Annotated in this window: 9 protein-coding genes and 1 pseudogene; 2 read left to right on the top strand and 8 right to left on the bottom strand. The window is 47.5% G+C overall.

Translation table 11 applies throughout. The features are described from left to right. Positions 1-117: 117 nt before the first annotated feature. Both B5F25_RS03030 and B5F25_RS03025 read left to right on the top strand, forming a co-directional pair. Positions 118-1860: pseudogene (locus B5F25_RS03030) on the top strand (glycoside hydrolase family 97 catalytic domain-containing protein); the annotation flags it as partial. Between the two features lie 19 nt (positions 1861-1879). Further along, positions 1880-3097, top strand: a complete 1218-nt coding sequence (locus tag B5F25_RS03025) for a glycoside hydrolase family 88 protein (protein WP_087247480.1) — start codon at positions 1880-1882, stop codon at positions 3095-3097. A 307-nt stretch (positions 3098-3404) separates the two neighbouring features. On the opposite strand, the gene B5F25_RS03020 is transcribed toward B5F25_RS03025, so the two are convergent. From B5F25_RS03020 to B5F25_RS02985, 8 genes are all read right to left on the bottom strand, one after another. Then, entirely contained in the window at positions 3405-5900 is a 2496-nt protein-coding gene (locus B5F25_RS03020) for a hybrid sensor histidine kinase/response regulator (protein ID WP_022040070.1), read from the bottom strand. 138 nt (positions 5901-6038) lie between these two features. Beyond that, positions 6039-7373: an MATE family efflux transporter gene (locus tag B5F25_RS03015; RefSeq protein WP_022040069.1), complete on the bottom strand. Its 1335-nt coding sequence runs from the start codon at positions 7371-7373 to the stop codon at positions 6039-6041. Further along, complete coding sequence (locus B5F25_RS03010; RefSeq protein ID WP_087247478.1) at positions 7370-8611, bottom strand: pitrilysin family protein; 1242 nt, start codon at positions 8609-8611, stop codon at positions 7370-7372. The genes B5F25_RS03015 and B5F25_RS03010 overlap by 4 nt, the downstream gene beginning before the upstream one ends. Positions 8612-8686: 75 nt before the next feature. Continuing rightward, positions 8687-9445, bottom strand: a complete 759-nt coding sequence (locus tag B5F25_RS03005; protein ID WP_241148343.1) for a peptidylprolyl isomerase — start codon at positions 9443-9445, stop codon at positions 8687-8689. A 453-nt stretch (positions 9446-9898) separates the two neighbouring features. Then, positions 9899-11020: a SusE domain-containing protein gene (locus B5F25_RS03000; protein ID WP_158100098.1), complete on the bottom strand. Its 1122-nt coding sequence runs from the start codon at positions 11018-11020 to the stop codon at positions 9899-9901. A 31-nt stretch (positions 11021-11051) separates the two neighbouring features. Continuing rightward, complete coding sequence (locus B5F25_RS02995; protein WP_087247472.1) at positions 11052-12671, bottom strand: RagB/SusD family nutrient uptake outer membrane protein; 1620 nt, start codon at positions 12669-12671, stop codon at positions 11052-11054. A gap of 15 nt (positions 12672-12686) precedes the next feature. After that, positions 12687-15779: a TonB-dependent receptor gene (locus B5F25_RS02990; RefSeq protein WP_087247470.1), complete on the bottom strand. Its 3093-nt coding sequence runs from the start codon at positions 15777-15779 to the stop codon at positions 12687-12689. Positions 15780-16051: 272 nt separating this feature from the next. Further along, complete coding sequence (locus tag B5F25_RS02985) at positions 16052-18235, bottom strand: glycoside hydrolase family 97 protein (RefSeq protein ID WP_087247468.1); 2184 nt, start codon at positions 18233-18235, stop codon at positions 16052-16054. Positions 18236-18377: the final 142 nt, after the last annotated feature.

Genomic DNA, 18377 nt, shown 5'->3' with positions numbered 1-18377 from the left:
TTTTGTATTGCCGGATGACCCGAAGCCCGGCTTCCACCGCCTTCCTCCGCCCTTTCCGCTACGCTCCAAGGACGGAGGAAGGCGGTGGAGGAGTTGCACTTCTAACTTGACGGTGGGCGTGCAGGACTGGAGTTGGACAACCGGGTATGGGAGATGGCGTTGGGCAAGCGCAGCCTTCCCCAGCCCGACTGCTGGATGGATACGATGGAGGCTGACTCGGTGTCGTACGGGAGTTGTGACGAGACATGGCATCCGCTGTATGGCGAACGGGGCACGGTGCGCGACCGCCACAATAGTGGTACGCTGTACCTGTCGCGCAAGGACGGTTCGGGTTACCGGATGAACATCGAGGTACGTGCGTATGATGAGGGCATCGCCTTCCGCTATTTCTTCCCTGAGCATCCGCAGGCCATCTTCCATAAGGTCGTGGGTGACTTGACAGAATATACGCTGCCCGAAGGCACGAAGGCATGGGCGGAGCAGTGGGCGCAGGCTCCGTTCGAGCACGAGGATGTGAATGCGCTCAAGCAGCCGGTGGAGCGTGCATTGACGCTGGAACTTCCCGGCGGAACGTGGATGGCATTGGCTGATGCCGATGTAGACGACTGGTGCCTGACCAAGTTTCTCGCCTCTCAGGAGAAGCCGAATACCTTGACGTCGGTGATGTACAGTCCGGTGGATGCCGTGACCTACTTCGCTTCGCCGTGGAAAGTGATTATGGTGGCGGACAAGCCCGGTGAATTGCTGGAGCATAACGATATCATCCAAAATCTGAACCCTCCGTGCGAGATAGCCGATGTCTCGTGGATAAAGCCCGGCAAGATTATGCGCGAGACCACGCTTACCACGGCTGGGGCAATGGAGACAATTGATTTTTGCGCGGCGCACAAGATTCCTTATATGTTGTTCGACTGGCAATGGTATATGCCCTGTACTTCATTCGACGGAGATGCCACGCAGGTGGTGTCCAAACTCGACTTGCCTAAGGTGATAGCATACGGGAAGAAGAAAGGTGTAGGGGTATGGCTTTACGTCAACCAGCACGCCTTGCAGAAGCAGATGCGTGAGCTGTTCCCGCTGCTGCGCAAATGGGGCGTAGTGGGCGTGAAGTCGGGTTTTGTGCAATATGCTTCCCACCGTTGGGCGGTATGGTTGCACGACATGGTGCGCTATGCTGCCGAGAACCGGCTGATGATAAATATCCACGACGAGTTCCGTCCGTCGGGTTTCAGCCGTACCTATCCCAACTTGCTGACGCAGGAAGGCATCCATGGCAACGAGGAGTTTCCCGATGCCACGCATAATACCATTCTGCCTTTTACCCGTATGATAAACGGGGCGGCAGACTATACCATCTGTTATTACGACAAGCGTCTGAAAACCACCCACGCTCATCAATTGGCTGCATCGCTGGTATTTTACAGCCCGTTGCAGACACTGTTCTGGTATGATAAGCCTTCCTTCTATGGAGGCGAACCCGAAATAACGTGGTTCGAGCAGTTGCAGACGGTGTTTGATGACACGAAAGTCTTGGGAGGGGAGCCGGGCAAGTATGTGAGCATAGCCCGCCGCAGCGGAAAGACTTGGTTCGTAGGGCTGTTGGGTAACAACGAAGCTTCTTCCCGGCAGATTGACTTGTCTTTTCTTGATGAAGGGCAGACATACATTGCCTATGTGTATGCCGATGGTGGAGAAGAGACAGGCACGCGTACGCAAGTGAAATGTTCCGAATGGTTGGTTGATGGCAAACAGGCGTTGCGCTTTGCCTTGAAGCCACGCGGAGGGGCGGCGGTTCGCCTGGTTCCCGTGTCGGACCAGGATGACAGAAAAGTGGAATCTTATCAAGGACAATTATTATAACATACAATAGAAGGAAAATATGAAAACAAGAAATTGGTTGATTGGAATCGGGTTAGTTTGTCTGACGGCTTGTGCAGATACAAAATCTGGCGATGTGTCCGGGCGGTTTGATGCAGACGAAGCATTGGCATATTGTGATGCTCAGGTGCGCCGCACGTTAGACGAGCTGGCTCAACGCGATGGGGGAGTGGATTATACGATGATGCCCCGGAACATAGCCGACAGTGCCTCGCATTGGTACTGCAGCAAAGTGACAAAGGATGAGTGGTGTGCCGGCTTCTGGCCTGGTATCCTGTGGTATGATTATGAGTATACGAACGACCCTGCCATCCGGCAGGAGGCAGAGGAGTTTACCGCTTCGTTAGAATATCTCACCTATGAGCCTGCATACGACCACGATTTGGGATTCCTGATGTTTTGCAGTTATGGGAACGGCTACCGCCTGACACGTAATGAATCTTATCGGCAAGCTATCTTGCGCAGTGCCGAAGCCCTTTCGGCATTGTTCAATCCGAAGGTGGGTACCATGCTTTCGTGGCCCCGTAATGTAGCCATGTTTGGTGGGCATAATACCATAATGGACAATATGATAAACCTGGAGATGTTGTTTTGGGCGGCAAAGAACGGAGGCGATAAAAAGCTGTATGATATGGCGGTGTCCCACGCCGATACCACGATGAAATATCATTTCCGTCCAGACTATACATCGTATCACGTGGCCGTATATGATACCTTGACGGGCGAGTTTGTCAAGGGAGTCACCCATCAGGGATATGACGATAACAGCATGTGGGCACGTGGGCAGGCATGGGCTATTTATGGCTATACGGTGGTATATCGCGAAACGAAAGAGCCGCGTTTCCTCGATTTCGTGCAAAAGGTGGCAGACGTGTATCTGGAACATTTGCCCGATGATTATGTTCCTTATTGGGATTTTAATGACCCTGCCATTCCATACGCGCCCCGCGATGCTTCGGCTGCCTGTGTAGTAGCTTCGGCATTGCTTGAATTATCCGGATATGTATCACCGGAAAAGGGGCAGGAATACAAGAAGGCTGCAGTCTGTATGCTGGAAAGCCTGAGTTCGGACAAATACCGTAGCGGGAAAAGCAAGCCGGCTTTCCTGTTGCATTCCACCGGAAATTATCCGAGTCATTCCGAAATCGATGCGGCAATCATCTATGCCGATTATTATTACATTGAAGCATTGATGAGGCTGAAGCAGATGAAACTGTAGGCAGGTGGGTGATTATTTTTGCCGGATAGTTTGATTATGGCTTAAAAAGTATATCTTTGCGGTAAATGATAAAACAATTCACCACAGAGAGGACACTGGGGAATATCTGTTTGCTGTTATCCGATTTTGCGATGTACGATTTCATGTCGGAATAGTAAATTGTCAACTCGTAAATAGAAAAGACTCTGTGTGCCTTCTGTGGTGAATTTTATATATTATTCTTTTAAAGAATATCCTCATTTTGCCAAATTGGCTGTTTGCGGATTCATTGGAAAATATTCCATCTTCTGCCTCTGAAACAGTTTTCTCAGGTTGTAAACCGTTTTGCTTCTTCCATCACTTCATCGATACACTTCAATAGGTTGTCGGCATGTGTGCGCGTTTCTTCGCTCCAGGTGGTATCTCCACGGTGTGTTTCCAACCATAGTAACGAAGGGAGTGCATGCCGGGCTTCTATCATTGTGAAAGTGGGCAGCATTTTATGGGCAATTTCACCCAACTGGCGTACGGTGCCGTTTTCCAGTATTTGTAGGATGTGTTCGCGGTTTTTCTGTGTTTCGGCAAGAAAGGTGTTCATAATTTGGCGGGCAGCCTCTGGATCATCTTCCGAGAAAGCAGTCAGAGGGTTGAAGTTGAACCGTTTTTCTATAGATGTGTCGGGCAATTGTTTGGTCGGAACCGGAGTGGTTTGCCAGTCGGTATGCAGCGTGTGCTGGCATATCTTCAGCAGTTCCTGTTGGTTGAAAGGTTTGTAAAGACATCCTGCAAATCCTTGCGTGTGGAAGTCCGTTTCGCTCATGTCGCTTCGTGCAGTGATGGCGATAACGGGCACGGTGTGTGCTTGTGGTGTGTCTTGCTTACGTATTTCCTTCAGCAGTTCGAAACCGTTCATGACTGGCATCTGGATATCGGTCAGGATGAGGTCGACAGGTTCCGACTGTAGCAGGCGGAACAATTCTTCGGGACGGGTACAGCAGTGTATGAAAGGGATTTGGCTTGCTGGAAGGTGTGCGAAGAGGTTGCGGAACATAGCTTCGGTGAGATTCAGCTGGATACGATCGTCGTCGATAAGCAGGATGTGTGCCTGCCTGTCGGCATGTAGTCTGATGGGGTCGGTCGTTTCCGGACGTATTGTCTGGGCTAGGGGAAGGGGAAACGATATGTGGAACACGCTGCCTTTTCCGGGGCTGCTCTGGATGTGGATGTCTCCCTTCAGCAGTTCCACCAGTTTGCGTGTAATGGACAGGCCTAGTCCGAAACCTTCCTGCCCTTGTGCGCTGCGCAGGCGGGTGAATTCATGGAATATGCGTGCCTGTTCTTCGGAAGTCATACCGCATCCAGTATCTTTCACACTGAACTGGAAAGAGTTATTTCTATAGCTGATGCTTAGGGTAATAGAACCTTTTTCTGTGAATTTCAGCGCGTTCGACAGCAGGTTTTCTGCTATTTGCCGGATACGGAAGGGGTCACCTTCCAGGTTCAGGGATGGAGTTACATGTTCATCGAATATGAAAGCAAGTTGTTTTTTTTCGGCAATAGGTAAAAAGCTGTGGTAAATATTATCGAACAGTTCGTGAGGATTGAAGCTGACAGGATGCAGGTCCATTTTGCCTGCTTCCAGCCGGTGGTAATCGAGCAAGGATGTGACAAGGTCGAGCAGGTGGCGTGCCGAGTTTTGCATATTGTGCAGGTAGAACAGCTGGCGCCGGTCGTTCACCAGGCGGATGAGCAGGTCTATGTATCCGATAATGGAACCGGCGGGTGCCTTGATGTCGTGTGTAATGGTGAGCATCAGTTTTTCGCGTGCCAGAAGGAGGTTTTCGGCATATTGCTTCGATTTTTCCAGTTCGTGACGATAGTGGTTGCTTCGGGTGATGTCGCGCCAGATGATGATGAAAAACACCAGTGCCAACAGTACGGCAAGGATGGCTATGGTAGCCATTGTATGTGCGGCTTGCTGGCGGATGTCGTGTTCGTGCATTACGCGGCGCTCCATGGCTGCCTGTTCATCGGCTTCAATGGTATCCAGTAATTGGTTTACCCGTTTGCTTAGCATGTTTCCGGCTATGCGGAGCTGGTTGATGCGTACGTCAAGGGTGCGTTGTTGTTCTTGCCGGCTTTGGAACACCTTGTGTTGAATGGTGGTGAGCATACTGGCGATGGTATCGACAGGATTGTATGCTTCATCGATGGTATCGGTATATACCTCTTGCACAACGTTGTTCACTTGGGTAGAGTCGGGCTTTCCCGGAGCAAAGAGGTCGGCTAGCCGGCGGAAGAATTTCTTGGGTTTATGATGGATGGTGTAGGTATTGCGGTGTGTTACGATACGGCGCTGCACATGTGTGCCGCTCAGGATAGAGTCTTGTTGCAGGATGAGGCTGTCTATCTGCTGGCGGTAAAGTTCATCGGTAGGGCTTTCGCGTATTACTTCCAGTACGCGCAACATGTTCCATTCTTTTTGTTTCAGAAGTAAGCTTACGGTGTCCAGACGTGCTTGCTGGAGGGTGTCGGTCAGCAGGTTGCGGAGTGAGTCGATGAGTACGCCGGTTTCTTTCATTGTTTTTCTGTAGCGCGGATATTCGTCCAGGCTGCCTGCGCGCAGTGTCTGTCCGATAATCTCGGCATCGTAGAGCTTGGTTACTATCTGATGGGTTGTTTTCCGGCGTGCACTGATGGTTTCCTCAATGCCTGTAGGGGCAGTAAGTAAGTTCATTTGGCGGTAGATGTAGCCGATAGCACCGAAAAGCAGGGCGGTCAGCAGGATAAATCCGAATGCTATTTTAGTGGAAGTGGAAAACATTTTTGTAATTAACAATTATCAATTAATAATTAACAATTAGCAATTAACATCAAGTTGTAGTCAGGTGCCGATACCCTTTTGCACCGGTTTCATCAGCAAGACTCTAGGCTTTTAACTCCTGATTCACATCGCTTACAATTAATAACGGGTATTGCCCAGTGTCTTTACTTTATATCGGAAGCGGAGGTAGTACATGATTCCTGCACTGGTGAGTCCGAACGGGAATGCCATCCAGATACCCGTGATGCCCCAATTGAGGGTAAATCCGAAGATATAGCCAAGGGGGAGTGAGATGACAAAGTAGGCAATGAAAGAGAACAACATCATTGGACGTACATCGGCTATCCCTCGCAGGGCATTGGCGAAGTTGATTTGAAGTCCGTCGCCGAACTGGTAGAGCAGGAATGGCACAATGACTTGTGCCACCATCAGGCTGACAGAGGCATCATCGGTAAACCATCCGCCGATATGGTGACGTAGCAGATAGATGGGTACGGAGGTACAGATTATCATTACCAGAATGATATGGAAACCTGTATTAGCCGTACGGTTCACGTTGTAAAAATCACGTTGCCCCAAGAAATTGCTGATGCGTACTGATACGGCTGCTCCCATGCCATAATACATCATAAAGCAGATTTGCGACACGGCTATCATTACTTGGTAAGTGGCAAGTTCGGTACTTCCCAGCCAGCCCACCATAATGGCACTGAGGCTGAAAGAGGCCGTTTCCATACCCATCTGTGCAGCAATGGGCCATCCCAGCCGGTTGAGCAGAGTGAAGTCGGCCCGATTGATCTTGCCTGTGGAGAAACCTTTGCGGAAATGCCGGTAGCGGTTGGTGAAGAAAAACAAAACCACGTATGCCACTACCATCAGGATGCGGGAGATGAGGGTGGAAAGTCCGGCACCGGTCAGTCCCATTTCAGGAAGACCCAGTTTGCCATAGATGAGAATATAGTTGCCGATGATGTTCAGCAGGTTTCCGCCCAGCAGGATCCACATTGACACTTTCGTGTCGGTGATACCATCGGAGAATTGTTTGAAGGCATTGAACCACAGCACGAACGGCAATGAGACGAACAGCACCATAAAGTACGGACGCATATAGGGAATCAGTTCATCGGGTTGCCCCAGCCGGTCAAGATTGAGGTAGAGTGCCAGTAGCAGGGCACATACCAGTGCCGCCAGCACGGTGTTTGCCAGCAGGCTGTTTTTTAGCACTTGTCCAGTCTCGAATGTTTTTTTTTCTCCGAAAAGCCGTCCCACCACCGGTGTTAGTCCGTAAGCAAACCCGGTGCTGAAGATGATGGCAAGATTGAACATATTATTGACAAAACTGGCGGCGGCAAGCTCTACCGAGCTATGGTGTCCCACCATAATTGTGTCGGCAAAGCCCAGCACAATGACACCTATCTGGCCGATAACGATGGGAAGCCCTAAGCCAAGCAGGGCACGGTAGTGTGTGTTCATGTGTTTTTGGCTTTATAATAAAGAATGCTGCAATTTTCGGGCACGAATGTTTTCCGGGCAGTTTCCTGTACTTGTCCGGTGGTGATGGCCCGGTACTTGTCTACTTCGCGGTTGATGTCTTCTGCCTTGCCTATCAGTTCGAAATAAGCCAGGTTGGTGGCTACGTTCAGGTAATTCAGGTTGTTGAATATCTGTTCGCTTTCGTAGCGGTTTTTCACTTTTTCCAGCTCAGCTTCAGAGACGGATGGCGTTTTCAGTTTGTCCAGTTCTTCCCACACGGCTTTTTCGGCTTCTTCCAGAGATATGCCTGCGGCAGGCTTGCCGGTAATGTGCAGCAATCCTTCGTCAAGGCTTCCTGATATGTAGGCATCAATGGATGCGAAAAGTTTCTTTTCTTGTACCAGGTTTTGGATAAAACGCGATGACCTGCCGTTCGACAAGAGGTCGGTGATGAGGTCGTACACGTAATATTCGGGTTGGAACCGGTTGCATATATGGAATGCCATATATAGGGCATCGATAGGTACTTTGCGCGTTACGGTAAGCCGGCGGACGGAGGTTTGCTTCCGTTCGGTGGGTAGGTGGCGTTCGGGTATTTCGCGTGCCGGTATGGGACCGAACCATTTTTGTGCCAGACGCACGGTGTCTTCAAACGGGATGTGTCCTGTTACGGATAAGATGGCATTGTTGGGCGCATAAAAACGGTAGAAAAAGTCTTTCACTTCTTCCAGTGTGGCATTGGCGATATGGCTGATTTCTTTCCCGATGGTGGGCCAGCGGTAAGGATGATCCTGATAAGCCATTTCGCGAAGCAGGTGTGAGGCATCTCCATAAGGTTGGTTCAGGTTGCGCTGTTTGAATTCTTCTATTACCACTTGCCGTTGCACTTCCAGGCTTTGAGGACTGAAGTCTAGGCTCAGCATACGGTCGCTCTCCAGCCAAAAGCCGGTCTCTACGTTCTGGTAGGGGAGTGTAATGTAGTAGTTGGTGATGTCGGTATTGGTCCAGGCGTTGTTTTCGCCTCCGGCATTTTGTACGGGAGTGTCGTAGTCGGGGATGTTTGCTGAACCTCCGAACATCAGGTGTTCGAACAGATGTGCGAATCCTGTATGGTCGGGGTCTTCGTCACGCGACCCTACATTGTACAGGATATTGAGCGCTACCATTTGGGTGGAGCGGTTTTCGTTATGCACAATACGCAGTCCGTTTTCCAATGTATAATGGTTTACCTTTATCATATAAGTGAAGAATTAAGAATGAAGAATGAAGAACCGCTTCGCCTGCATGGAAAATTCTTCATTCCTCATTCTTCATTAATTAATAATGCTTGCTTTGGTGATACGGATGTTTTCCGTCGGGCGGTCTGCCTTGTTGGTTTTGGCTGCCTCGATTCGTGCCACGGCATCCATTCCTTCCACTACTTCACCGAATACGGTATAGTCACCATCCAAATGGGGTGCTCCGCCTTCCGTTGTGTAAATCTTGATTTGTTCGGGTGTGAATCTGCGGATGCCTTCTTGCAGTTGTTGTGCCTTGGCTTGCGCTTCCAAGGTATCCTGAAGGGCAAGCAGGCCAGCCATATCGTTAGCCTTGCGCATCTTGTAGATTTCCTTCATGTGCTTGCGGGCGAGGTTCTGGAAGATGGTGTCCAGACGTCCTTGGTTGATGTTTTTTTCCATTTGGATAAGCTGGCCTTCACTGAACACGTTACCTGTCACGATATAAAATTGGCATCCCGATGAGGCGCGTTCAGGATTGACGTTGTCGGGCTGGCGTGCGGCAGCCAGTGCACCACGCTTGTGGTAGCGTGTGTCGACAAATTCGGCCGGTATAGTGTAACCCACGTCTCCGCTTCCCAATGAAGCCGTATCGTTGGCGGTTTTGCTGGTGGGGTCTCCTGCCTGAATCATGAAGTTTTTGATAACGCGGTGGAATAGTGTGCCGTCATACACGCCCTCTTTCACCAGCTTGATGAAATTGTCGCGGTGTTTCGGGGTTTCATTGTATAGCTTTACGGTAATGTCGCCCATTGTGGTTTCCAGACATACCAAAGTTTCGTCTCCGTTTGTCATAAATTTGTTCGTTTTGCGATTGCCCGTGCAGGCGATGCTGCAGGCTATCAGGGTTAATAAAAAGATTGCTTTTCTCATAATTCGAGGTGTTTGCTGTGCAAAGGTACGAAAAGGCATCCAGTTTTTGGGAAAATTGGATGTAGAAATTTGTTGTTATCCTTTGCGCGATATGAAATTATGCATTTGGATTGATGCTATATTGGACACAACCCACACTGCATGTGGGGAAAAATGCTCACTTGCCTGTTACGTATGACAGATGTCATATATGGATAATACAAATTTGTAAGATTCTACACTGGCAGGATAAAGAAAACATTTTTTAGAGAAAAGATACGCATTTCTGGATAACAAAAGCCCCCGACCGCTCTTTGCAGCCGGGGGCTTTGTCTTGAGTGTAAGTTTAACTATTACTTTTTGAGTAATATTCGGAATATGCCATTTAACGGCTCATCATTCTGCTCCGTAATCTTCATCATTAAGTTCGTAGGTCATGTTGCTTGAGTTGTTCAAGTTAACGTAGATACGATAGCTGCCCGCAGTAGCGATCTTAATATTGTCTTGCGTGTTCAATCCACCGTCGCTTGTACCTCCGAACCATGTACCGTTGTCGGTCAGAAATTTGATTTCATCGTTTGCCGCAAATGTGTAGTCAATATAGAAACGTTGGCGTTCCGGATCGAATTGCATTTCATTTTCGGGTTTGGATGTATCCCAAGTCAGCCCTGACGCGCTGCCTACCAAGAACAAGGCATCGAAGCTGAGGTTGTTGGTCAGCAACAGCGTTGAGTTATTGAACTGGAAGCGGTAGTAGCGGTGGCTATAGCAAGCGATATTTCCCGATCCTCCATCGTTAATCAGTTGTATGCTGGGTGCTTCGGCTTCGGGTGCAGCCGCACTTCCGTCAAGTCCCCAGTTTCCATTATCCCAATTAGTGTCTCCTGTCAGCTTGAAGCCTTTGCCTTTGTTTTCTCCAAAGTCGATGATGCCTTCAAAGTTAACAGCATCCTCACTGAAACTGAAGAGTGATTGTGCGGTATCCCATCCCCATCCGCTGTAATCACCGACGGCGTACACTTCAGGGTATTGGATGTCGGCACTGTATGGGGTGATATTTAGCGTCAGTACATTTGAAAGAAGTGGGTTTGCAGCTTCAGAAATAGAAGATGACAAACGGATTTCAAAATCGCGTGCGCTAAAATCTTCTTCAATGCCGTATGTACGTAGCAATGTGAGAATGTTAGCATTTAGGGTACCTATGGTTATTTCTTGTGATGTAGCGGTTGATACAGATGCTAATTGTATGGCATTAGCAAAATCATTACCCGCTAAGTCAAAATCAATGGTTGTAGTGACAATGGCATCATATCCAAAGTCTGGTGCTGTCCATTCCAAGGTAAACGCCGTATTTTCCGAATAGCGTGATTCCAGTACATAGCTGGTTGTTGCAGGAGTAGCCAAAACGGCAGCTTTTGTGCTTTCCACATTGTAGGTAACTTTTTCCAAGTCGTTTTCACAAGCGGTGAAGGCTAGGGCTATTCCTAATACAGATATATAGTTGAGTAGCTTTTTCATGTTCTGTTCTACTTTAAAGTTAAACGGTAAATTAATAACCCTCATTTTGTGTCAGACTAGCGTTGACGCTCAAATCTGTGGTTGGAATAGGATAAAGATTGTAATGGTTGTCTACGCCTACACCAGTCGGTGTCCCTCCTTTTTCAACCCACAAATAGTTATTCGAAGTAAATAATCCATAACGGATAAGATCTGTACGGCGTGTACATTCGAAGTACATTTCGCGTTGACGTTCATTCAACAAGTTGCCGTATTGTACACTGGTACTAGTGCCACCCACATTGGCGTTAGCGGTCAGCCAACTGCTGCCGATAGTAGAAGCTCCGCCTCGTAGGCGAAGGGCATTGATATATCCTACAGCCGTTTCTAAATTTCCACCTTGTCCGCCACGTGCTACGGCTTCGGCATAGTTCAGGTAGATTTCACCCAAGCGGAAGAAAGGGAAGTCAGTGTCGGGGAAGGTGGCGTTCTTGCCTGGATTCCCGTTACTGTCAAGGTTGGTGAACTTGAACACAGACCATCCCTGCGTATCAAAAGTAAGGTTCGATGTGGTAATATCTACACTTTTTCCTTCGCTATAGAATATGCCTCGCTTGTCGGTGATGTTGTCGGCAGTCCAAGTAGATTCATCGCTGCTGGGGAACTCGAATACACGCACCAAATTGCCTGTACCGCGGAATCCTGCCCATCCGCCACTAATGCCGCTTTCTGCACCTTGGTTACTTCCTCGTGTTCCAAGGATAATTGCTCCGATACCGTATGATTGTGCGGTTTCGCCGTCTGCCATAATGGGGAAAATGATTTCCTTATTGGCTGCTGTATTTTCACCGTTGTCTGCCATGAATAGTTCGGCATAGTTATCAGCAAGACTGTATCCTGCATTGATCACATTATTACAACGGATGATGCAGTCGGTATAGCGTTCTGTACCGGTGTACACTTCTGCATTGAGGTACATGCGGGATAACAAAGCGTCTACCGCTGCTTTTCCAGCGCGTCCATAATCAGCTTTCACTGGTAAAGCATCATAGATGGCAATCAATTCACTTTCAATCCAATTGAATAATTCAGCACGTGATAACTGTGTGGGTGTCAATGAATAGTTGGATTCAGTGATGAAAGGCGGACGTCCAAATAAATCCATCAATGAATAATATGCCAATGCACGACAGAAACGGGCTTCGGCTGCATATTGGGCTTGATTGATTTCAGTGGGTGCGTTGCCGATGTTCTTCATGAAGTCGTTCACCAAAGCTACAATGTACATGGCGCGCTGGTAAGCTCCTTCAATAGGTTCAACTTGTGCCGTAGTCCATGTAATGGAGTTCATGGAAGAAACCCAAGCATCAGGCCATGCGTTCTTGGTTTCGTCAGTAGGGGTAGTCTGCAGGGTAAACCAGCAGCGGAGCAATACCGTATTACCTGGATCCAGTCCGGCAATGTCAGAATCGCCTGCACCGTTTTGTCCGGATAGCGCCCATACTGAATAGATTTTATTTAAAGCCATCGTATAGCTTTCAGCACTGTCGTATGCAACATTGGAAGTTACCACATTGGGATCCAACGGGAATACGTCAAGATCGTTTACGCAGCTTGTAAAAGAAAATAAACCAGCTGCAAGTAAGGATGTTGTGATATATTTCAGTTTCATAATTATCTAATGGTATTAAAAGTTAAGATTGAGTCCTAAAGTGAATGTGCGCGGACGTGGCCATATCGTACCGTCGATACCGTTTACACCAGGTATTTCTGGATCAAGTCCTGAATATTTCGAAATGGTGAACACATTCTGTACGGATGCACTGATGCGTCCTGAAATCTTATCAGTAAAGAACTTGTCGAAAGTGTATCCCAATGTGATATTATCCATCTTCAAATAAGAAGCGTTTTCCAAATAAAGGTCGGTCAATTTACCTTCAGTGCTGCTGGTGTACTTGAACCCATTGGTGTATTCTACGGCATCTTTGTTGATGTTGGACAAAGTTCCCAAACCTCCATAATTGTTGTATGAACCATTGTCGGCTGCTTGAGCATTAAATGCGTAGTTGCCGATGCTGGCACGCAAGTTAAAGCCCAAATCCCAGTTTTTCCATTGGAATTGTGAACTGAATCCCATATATACGTCAGCTAACGGGCTCTTGTTCGTGAAATAACGGTCACCATCGTCAATCGTACCGTTACCGTTACGGTCTACAATCGCATTTTGGATAGGGTTGCCATTCTCGTCATACACTTGTTGGTAAGTCCAGAATGTATAGGGAGCGTATCCTACTTGATGTCTCGATAATGGTGTGTTTGTACCAAAAGGTGCTGTTGCAGCTACAATACCTTCATAGTCAGGGTTGAACCCTGCAGTCAGTTTGGTTATTTTACTATCATTCCATGTTACGTTATAACCAATGTTCCAAGAGAAGTCTTTTGTTTGGATAGCTACGGCGTTGACATTGAATTCGACACCTTTATTCTCCATTTCACCCACGTTTGCGGTAATCTGGTTAGTGAAGTTAGTTCCAGCAGGTGCGCTAACCGTATTCAGCAAGTCTTTGGTCTTCTTGATGTAGAATTCCAAGCTACCGCTGATACGTCCGTTCAGGAATCCATAGTCAACAGCTACATTATATGTATGTGTTTCTTCCCATTTCAAGTCTGGGCTATAGCCATCGGGCTTTAATAGGAAAGTGCCGTTATACATTGTATTGGTGTTGCTGCTGATAGCGTATTTGGTAAGATACATATAGTCACCGATGTCTTGCTGTCCTGTTACACCATAACCTAAACGGAGTTTTAAGTTGGACAATACATCACGGGTATTTTCCATGAAATTTTCGTTAATGATGCTCCATGCCAAAGCTACAGAAGGGAACAGACCCCAACGGTTGTTTTCACTGAATCGTGAAGAACCATCGCGGCGTAAGGTTGCTGTTAATAAGTAGCGGTCCATTAAGTTATAGTTCAAACGTCCGAAGAAAGATACTAAGTAATTTTCCCACGGATTATGGCGGCTATCATCACGTAAATAACGTTGTTCGCTTTCGTTCCATGTCCAGCCTGTGGGGGCACTGATGCCTGCGAAATCTCCTACAGCCGGATTGGATTTTTGCTGTGTAAAGTCATTGTAGTAGAAGTGCTGCCAAGAGTAACCTACCATCAAGTCTACATTGCTTTTAATAGGTTCGAAGTAGTGTACATAGTTGGCATAGAAATCCAGCAAGTGGTTTCGGCGCAGATTGCTCCATGAACCTCCTTGTCCCAGCATGGGGAAGTCGGTATCTTTTGTTGCTTGGAATGAGTAGGGATTCACAAAGTTGTCTCCTGTGGTTTTGGCAACGTCATAACCTAAGTTCAGGTTCAGGCGCAGGTCTTCGAACCCGTGAATCTTGTAATCCAGCTGGATGTTGCCCAAACTACGTTTTGTAGTACCTTGGTTGTTTACATCGAGGAGCAGAGACAAAGGGTTGGTCGTAGCGTTCACATCTGGCATGTAAGTGCCATCAGCCTGTGTGTTTGTATGGTTATAGAAGCCGTTGTAACCGTTAAGACCTTCTGTATAGTTTCCTTCTGCATAGACGGGCTTGGTCGGGTCGTATGAAATAGCTGCACCTACTGCACCAGAATCTGCAAAACGGTTGTTATTGATAGTCCCTTTTACGTTGATGTCTATACTTAAATGGTCATCAAAAAACTTCGGGCTTAAGTTTACGGCTGCTGTATAACGCTCATAGTCAGATGTCTTTAGTGTACCACGTTCTTTGTTATAACCGAACGATACACGGAAAGGAAGGAAACCTGCCTTACCTGCAACTGCAATGTTTTGGTCGGTGCTTAAGCCTCCTTGGAAAATTTCATCTTGCCAGTCGGTGTTTACGTTGGGATACATGCCTAAATTGGCTTCGATGGTGTTGTACACGTCTTGTCCGGCATATTGGTTCAGCATTGTTTGGCGGAATTCGTCGCCGTTCATCACGTTCACGCGGTTGTACGGATCTTTATAAGAATACGTGCTGTTATAAGTCACTTTAATCTTTCCTTCCGCTCCCTTCTTAGTGGTGATGATGATGACACCGTTTGATGCGCGCGAACCGTAGATAGCTGTAGCCGAAGCGTCTTTCAATACGGTGAACGTAGCAATATCGTTCGGGTTTACGGTTGCCAAGGCATTCGGCGTGCCCGGAGCAGCATCGTTAGAAACAGGAATACCGTCGATGACAATCAGCGGGTCGTTGCTGGCGTTCAATGAGGCGCCGCTACGGATACGGATAGTAGAACCTGAACCTGGACCACCATCACCGCTGGTAACAGAAAGTCCCGGCACTTTTCCTTGCATTAATTCTTGAGGAGAAGTAACCGCACCGCGGTTGATTTCTTCAGCTTCGATGGCTACAACAGAACCACTCAAGTCACTTTTCTTTACCGAACCATAACCAATGACTACCACGTCTTCCAGCATTTGGCTATCGTCTTCCATTACTACGTTCATGTTAGCCGCTGCAGGAAGTTCCTGGGTTTTATATCCGATAAATGAGATGACGATAATGTCACCTTTTTGGGCATTAAGGGTAAAATTACCGTCGAAATCGGTAATCGTTCCATTGGTGGTACCTTTTACCACTACACTGGCTCCGATGACGGTTTCGCCTGTTTTGTCTTTCACTACTCCGTTGACCGTAATGCTTTGCGCAAAGGCTTGTACGGAGAACAGCATTCCCGCCAGCCATAGCAGCAGGAGCTTGTTTCGTCTTTTCAAATCTTTCATTTTCATGTTTATTAGTTTAAGTATGAATAATAAAATTGGTTCTCTCTTTCTGTAGCCTCCTCTAAATCCCCTCCCAGAGGAGGGGACTTGCGGATGCGTTTGTTTATGTATTTACCTATTGAGAACTGTATGTTTCTTTCTTTAATTTGAATACAGAGACACAAAGGCACAGAGATTTATTTTTATCTCTTGTGATTATGCCTTTAGTTTAACTATAAAAAGACTCTGTGTCCCGGTGTCTCTGTGTTCAAAAAATCATCCAACTAATCCTGAAAAAATCAATCTTTTATTTCCTTTATCGATATCGCGTATCCTCCGCCGATGCCGGCTTTCAAATTCAGCTTGGTCTTGGCGGTCACTTTCTTTTTGGTAATGGTATATGCCTGCGGGTTATTGTCCCATGCGGTGCCTTTTGCATCGGCATAGATAGTTGCCTCATATTTTTTGTCCGGATCGAGGAAGTCGAGCGTAAGCTTCGACTCGTGTCCGTTATATCCTGCCGAACATCCTACATACCAGTCGTTCGAATGCTTGTCTTTACGGGCTATGGTGACATACTCTCCCGGTTCAGCTTCCAGGTATTCAGTCCTTTGCCAATCTACAGGCACGTCTTTGATGAACTGGAAAGCATCCATGAAACGCTCGTAGTTTTCCGGCACATCGGCAGCCATTTGGAGCGGACTGTACATCGTGACATACAAAGCAAGCTGGCGCACAAGGGTAGAACGTACACGCGACGTATTGGTCGGATTCATTTTGCTGCAATCTGTTTCGAAAATGCCCGGTGTGTAATCCATCGGTCCCCCTACCAGACGGGTAAACGGAAGGATAGTCGTATGGTTCACATTGCTTCCGCCGAAAGATTCGTATTCCGTTCCGCGGGCTGATTCGTTACCAATAAGATTCGGATACGTACGGCACAAGCCGGTAGGACGCACTGCCTCGTGGGCATTGACCATAATCTTATAGTCTGCCGCTTTGGTCACGGCGTAGAGATAATGGTTTACCATCCATTGTCCGTAGTGATGCTCGCCCCGCGGAATGATGTCGCCTACATAACCGCTCTTTACCGAACTGTAGCCATTGTCTACCATAAACTGGTATGCCTTGTCCATGTGGCGTTCATAGTTGCGTACCGATGAGGAAGTTTCGTGGTGCATCATCATCTCGATGCCTTTACCAGCTGCATAACGGTGGATTTCCTGTACATCGAAGTCGGGATAAGGGGTTACAAAGTCGAATACATAATCCTTGCTCTTTCCGAACCAGTCTTCCCAGCCTTGGTTCCAACCTTCCACCAATACGGCATCGAATCCATGCTTGGCTGCAAAGTCGATGTAGCGTTTTACGTTTTCGGTGTTGGCAGAGTGCTTGCCGTTCGGTTTGGTCTGCAAATAATCGGTTTCGCCCAATTTCACACTGTATACATCATCGGTATAAGCCCATGTGCCGCGTCCGGTAATCATATCCCACCATACGCCTACGTATTTTACGGGGTGAATCCATGACGTGTCGGCTATCTTGCAGGGTTCGTTTAAGTTTAAGGTGATGCGTGAAGCAAGAATGTCGCGTGCATCATCACTTACGATAACGGTACGCCAAGGCGAATTGCATGGAGTCTGCATGTAGCCCTTATCCCCTTTGGCATCAGGAGTCAACCAGGATTCAAATACCATATTCTTGTCATCCAGGTTCAGGCTCATGCACGAATAATCTACCAATGCCGCTTCGTGCAGGTTGATGTAAAGTCCGTCATCGGTCTTCATCATCAGTGCAGTCTGTACGCCGGTAGGAGAGAATACATATTGCGATGAGTTGGGGGTAACTGCTTCTTTCATCTTGCTACGGATTTCTGACAGGCGCGAAGTCGTGTAGTCATATTCCTGCGTGTCATAATCGCCCGGAATCCAGAAAGCAGTGTGGTCGCCACTCATAGCGAATTGCGAATGCTCTTCCTTTATAACGAAATAGTTTAGGTTTTGTTGTTGTGGAAATTCATAACGGAATCCCAGTCCGTCATTAAAGAGGCGGAAGCGGATAACGATGTAACGGTTGTTCATAGGCTGGTCGAGGGTAACTTCCAGCTCATTGTAGTGGTTGCGTATTTCGCTTTCTTCGCCCCATACCGGACGCCACGTTTCATCGAATGTAGAGGTGCGTGTGTCTTTGATTTTAAATCCGGTCATCAGATTAGCCCGTTTGTCTACTCCGGCTTTGTCTTTCATTTCGGTCCATTCGAAGTCGGTTTTCTTTTCGGGGTCTTCCCGTTTCAGTTCCAATCCCAATGTACTGGGCTTAATGACTGTTTTTTCTTTAAAGGTAAGGTCGTACACAGGTGCGCCTTGCTCATTGAGGCTGAAGTTCATCACCAGATTTCCGTCCGGCGAAGTCAACTTTTGCGCGCTTGCACAAAAGGCGAAGCCACACATTGCCATGAGGGCAAAACTTTTCTTGATGTTCATACGTTATCAGGTATTAAAAGTTAATGAAATTTGCGTTACAATTTTCTGAAAGCAAAATTATGTGTCTTTCAAACGATTTCTTCCCGTATGACGGAAAATATAAAGATGTATAAAGTGTAATTTATTGGTAATTAGTACGCTA

The organism is Bacteroides sp. An19 (assembly GCF_002160215.1).
Classification (GTDB): Bacteria; Bacteroidota; Bacteroidia; order Bacteroidales; family Bacteroidaceae; genus Phocaeicola; species Phocaeicola intestinalis.
This window is presented reverse-complemented; position numbering and strand designations above follow the sequence as displayed.